This window comes from Rhodococcus sp. HM1, from assembly GCF_023218075.1.
Taxonomy (GTDB): domain Bacteria; phylum Actinomycetota; class Actinomycetes; order Mycobacteriales; family Mycobacteriaceae; genus Rhodococcus.
Map to the genome: position 1 here is coordinate 1 of NZ_JALPTB010000148.1, position 4,389 is coordinate 4,389.

A 4,389-nucleotide genomic window follows, 5' to 3' on the forward strand; every position below is an offset into this window, starting at 1 on the left:
GTGTGGCGCCGGCGGCACGCATCGCCGGCCGCAGCCTGGCCGCGCACCGGCTCCAGGACCGGGTCGACGAGATCGTGCGCACCGTGGCACCGGTGCTGATCGTCGGCGAGTCCGGCGTCGGCAAAACCCACCTGGCCCGGCAGATCCAGCACCGATGGGGCCACGAGGGACAGACCCTCACCGTGGACGCGTCGACGTTGACACCGTCGGACGTGGCTGAGCTGCGCGCGCGCCTGTCCGGCAGCCTCGCGTACATCATCGAGCACCTCGACGAGGTCCCCGACGAGGCCCTCGCCCCCACCCGGCGGCTGCTCGACGCCGCCGTCGAGCTGTCCGCGCCGTTGATCGCCACGGCCACCTCGAGCACCCCCGACGATCTTCGTCATCAGGTGCAGACCCATGTGCGGCGCAGTGTGTGCGTGCCGCCGCTGCGTCAGCGCATCGAAGATCTCACCGATCTCGCGCGCGAACTGCTCGCCGCCGAATTCCCCTCCCGCCCGACACCGCACCTGCAACCGGCGGCCCATCGGGCCTTGATCGCCCATCACTGGCCCGGCAACCTGCGCGAACTCGGCTCGGTGCTGACCACTGCGGCAGCGCGGTCGATGGGATTCGACATCAAGCTCGAACACCTGCCCGCCGACTACCGCACCCTCGGTGCCGGCCGCCAGTTGACCTCCCTCGAACGCACCGAACGCGAAGCGATCGTCCGCGCACTCGACGAGTCCGACGGCAACAAATCCCTCGCCGCCGAGCGGCTCGGCGTCGCCCGATCCACGCTCTACCGCAAGATCCGAGCACTGGGCCTCGAGAACGAGAAGTTCGGGTCCTGACCCCGAAAGGGTCTGTCGCATATCGGGACATCCTCGACGACACGACGGAGGAGACGATGAGCCGGGGCAGGCAACCACGATCCCCGTCCGCGCACCGTCCGTCTGGACGGTGACGTCCACCCGATCCGAAGGATGACCCACCATGAAGCGAACGGTGTACGGTGACGATCACGAGGCTTACCGCCACTCTGTCCGCGAGTTTCTCGCTCGATGGTTCGAGCCACTGGCCGCCGAAGTTCGTGCCCACAGGGCATTGCCGCGAGATTTCTGGCTCGCCGCCGGCAAGCATGATCTGCTCGGACTCGAAGTACCCGAACGATATTCAGGTGTCGAGGCAGGTGACTATCGCTTCAATGCGGTCCTCATCGAGGAACTGGCCAAGGTCAACGCCGCGTTGGCGTCGAGTGTGAGTATTCACTGTGATGTTGTGGCACCGTATCTGGTGCGTCTGACCACCGACGAACAAAAGGCCAGGTGGCTTCCAGGACTGTGTACCGGTGATGTGCTCACTGCCATCGGAATGACCGAACCCGGTGGGGGATCGGATCTGGCCGCACTCAAGACCACCGCAGTACGGGACGGCAACGGCTGGCTGCTCTCGGGTGCAAAGACATTCATCACCAATGGCTACTCGGCGGACCTGGTCATCATTCCTGCACGTACCTCTCCATCGAAGAAGGCCAAGGGAATTACCCTCTTCGGCGTGGACACCTCCTTGCCCGGCTTCGAGCGTGGTCGCAAACTCGACAAGGTCGGCCAGGACGAAGCGGACACCGCTGAACTCTTCCTCGACCGGGTGCGCGTCACCGATGCCGACGTGATCGGGGAACTCGATCGAGGATTCGTCCACATGATGTCGTTCCTGCCCCAGGAACGACTCGGATGCGCCATCGCCAATCTCGCGCACGCTGCGCAGATCCTGCTCGAGACGATCGACTACTGCCGAGAACGCAAGGCATTCGGGCAGTCCATCGGAACGTTTCAGCACAACAAGTTCTTGCTTGCCGAGCTGGTGACACAGATCGACGTCACGCAGGCATATGTCGACCGCTGCATCGAAGCCCACGCGGACGGGAAGTTGACACCTGTCGATGCAGCCAAAGCGAAATGGTGGACTGCAGACATCCAGAACCGGATCCTCGATCACTGCGTGCAATTGCACGGGGGATACGGCTACATGAACGAGTACCGAGTGGCACGAGCCTGGCGGGATGCCCGGGTCACGAAGATCTGGGCGGGATCGAACGAAATCATGAAAGAACTGATCGGTCGCGAACTGGGCTTCTGAGCCCGACGTCCAGCATCGATCGCCCTGCCGTGAGCACAACAGGTTCGAATTTGGCAATGTCATCGAATTAGTTTGTGCTGCTTACGAATACGAGTGTTCGATCAAATGGTCTTGACTCGATTTCGGACACTCCACATCACATGCTCGCTTCTACCGTCGTAGATGTCCGGGCGGAAACAACCGTCCCGGGGAATCTCCAGGAGGACCACATGACCGAATCCCAGGTCGCCACAGCGATCCGCACCGGCTCACACCCGAACAACGACGTACTCGATGTTCTGATCATCGGGGGAGGATTCTCCGGTCTGTACGCGCTGGACCGACTGCGCGATCTCGGTTTCACCGTCAAAGTCTGGGACGCCGCGGGTGGACTGGGCGGAATTTGGTGGTGGAACTGCTATCCCGGAGCCCGTACCGACAGCACTGGACAGATCTACCAGTTCTCGCACAAGGACCTTTGGAAGAAGTACGACTTCACCGAACTGTATCCGGGCCACCAGGGGGTTCGTGAGTACTTCAACTACGTCGACTCGCAGCTCGACCTCACCCGCGACGTCGTGTTCGCCACATTCGCCGAATCATGCACGTGGGACGAGGAAACCCGTCAGTGGACCGTACGGTCCGTCGACGGCAAGATCCAGAAGGCACGGCAAGTCATTGTCGCCACAGGCTTCGGCGCCAAGCCGCTGTACCCGAATCTCGAAGGACTCGACTCCTTCGTCGGTGAGTGCTACCACACTGCGCGGTGGCCCCAAGAGGGCGTGGACATGAGTGGCCGCAAAGTTGTCGTCATCGGCACCGGCGCCAGCGGCGTACAGGTCGTCCAGGAAGCAGGTCATGTAGCCGAACACGTCACCGTGTTCCAACGCACCCCGAATCTGGCACTTCCGATGCAACAACGCAAACTTACCCATGACGACAACGAGTACTTCCGGAAGGGACTGCCCGAGCGGTTTGCCGCGCGCTACAAGGCTTTTGCCGGATTCGACTTCGATTTCATTCCGCAGAACGCAACCGGCCTGAGTAAGGAAGAGCGCGACGCGATCTACGAGAAGATGTGGGCGGAGGGTGGTTTCGAGCTCTGGCTCGGAAACTTCCAGGACATCCTCGTAGATGAGGAGGCCAACCGTACGTTCTACGACTTCTGGCGCGGCAAGGTTCTCGAGCGGGTCACCGACCCCAAGAAAGCAGCAATCGTCGCACCGGAGACGCCTCCGCACCCCTACGGCGTCAAGCGTCCCTCCCTCGAACAAGATTACTTCGATGTCATCAATCAGGACAACGTCGATGTCATCGACTCCAACGCCACACCGATTCGACGGGTGGTGCCCCATGGCGTTGAAACCGACGATGGTGTCATCGAGTGCGACCTCCTCGTACTGGCAACAGGATTCGACAACAACCGGGGTGGGATCATGGCCATCGAGATCACCGGCGTCGACGGCTTGACGATTCAGGACAAGTGGAAGTCCGGTGTCGACACTTGTCTGGGCCTGTCAACCCGCGGATTCCCGAACATGATGTTCCTGTACGGACCTCAGAGCCCGTCCGGGTTCTGTAACGGCCCGACATCTGCCGAGTATCAAGGTGAAATCGTCGTCGAGTTCCTCCAGTACCTGCGTGAAAAAGGGGCGACTCGGTTCGAAAACACCGAAGAGTCCGAGAAGCAGTGGCGCGCACACGTCGACGAGCTCTTCGTGAACTCGATGTTCACGAAGGCGCGTTCCTGGTACTGGGGTGCAAACGTACCCGGTAAGCCGGCGCAGATGCTCAACTACTCAGGGGGAGTCCCTCAGTACTTTGCTCGTTGGGAAGAGATCAAGTCCAACGGTTACGACACCTACGAGACCGACTGACGAGAACGGACGCGCTTGGGCTACTGAGTCCCATGTAGCCCAAGCATCGGTTTGGCTGGGCTCGCTGCCCCGAGCCCGGTGAACGTCGACTCCGTCGATAGGGCAATGATGGATCGGAGAGCATTGTCTTCGCACAGGTTTCGCCGTAGACAAGGCGAGCACGAGCATCGGTGATGCGGTCGACGTGCGCGAAACGAACCAGGCGGCAGCGCACGAACACGACGTGGATCGCCGAGGTGGCATCTACAACCGTCCAGCGCTCTGGATCGGACCGAACCGATGAAGTGTCGGGGACGGTCGAAAAGTAGGCCGGTGGCGACGGTCGAAAATCCGGCCACATGGTGATGGCTATTGTGCCGCGTTCTCGGCCCGGGCGGACGGTAACGTGTCGACTCCGCTGTCCTTGAGTCGG

The 4,389-nt window shown here is 61.5% G+C and carries 3 protein-coding genes; all 3 read left to right on the top strand.

The features are described 5' to 3' along the window. Nucleotides 1-833 (top strand): helix-turn-helix domain-containing protein (locus tag M1M07_RS32020; protein WP_248676737.1); only part of this gene is annotated, 833 nt, incomplete at its 5' end. 142 nt (nucleotides 834-975) lie between these two features. Then, nucleotides 976-2,121: an acyl-CoA dehydrogenase family protein gene (locus M1M07_RS32025; protein ID WP_197255196.1), complete on the top strand. Its 1,146-nt coding sequence runs from the start codon at nucleotides 976-978 to the stop codon at nucleotides 2,119-2,121. A 209-nt stretch (nucleotides 2,122-2,330) separates the two neighbouring features. Next, entirely contained in the window at nucleotides 2,331-3,977 is a 1,647-nt protein-coding gene (locus tag M1M07_RS32030) for an NAD(P)/FAD-dependent oxidoreductase (RefSeq protein WP_197255200.1), read from the top strand. Nucleotides 3,978-4,389 lie beyond the last annotated feature (412 nt).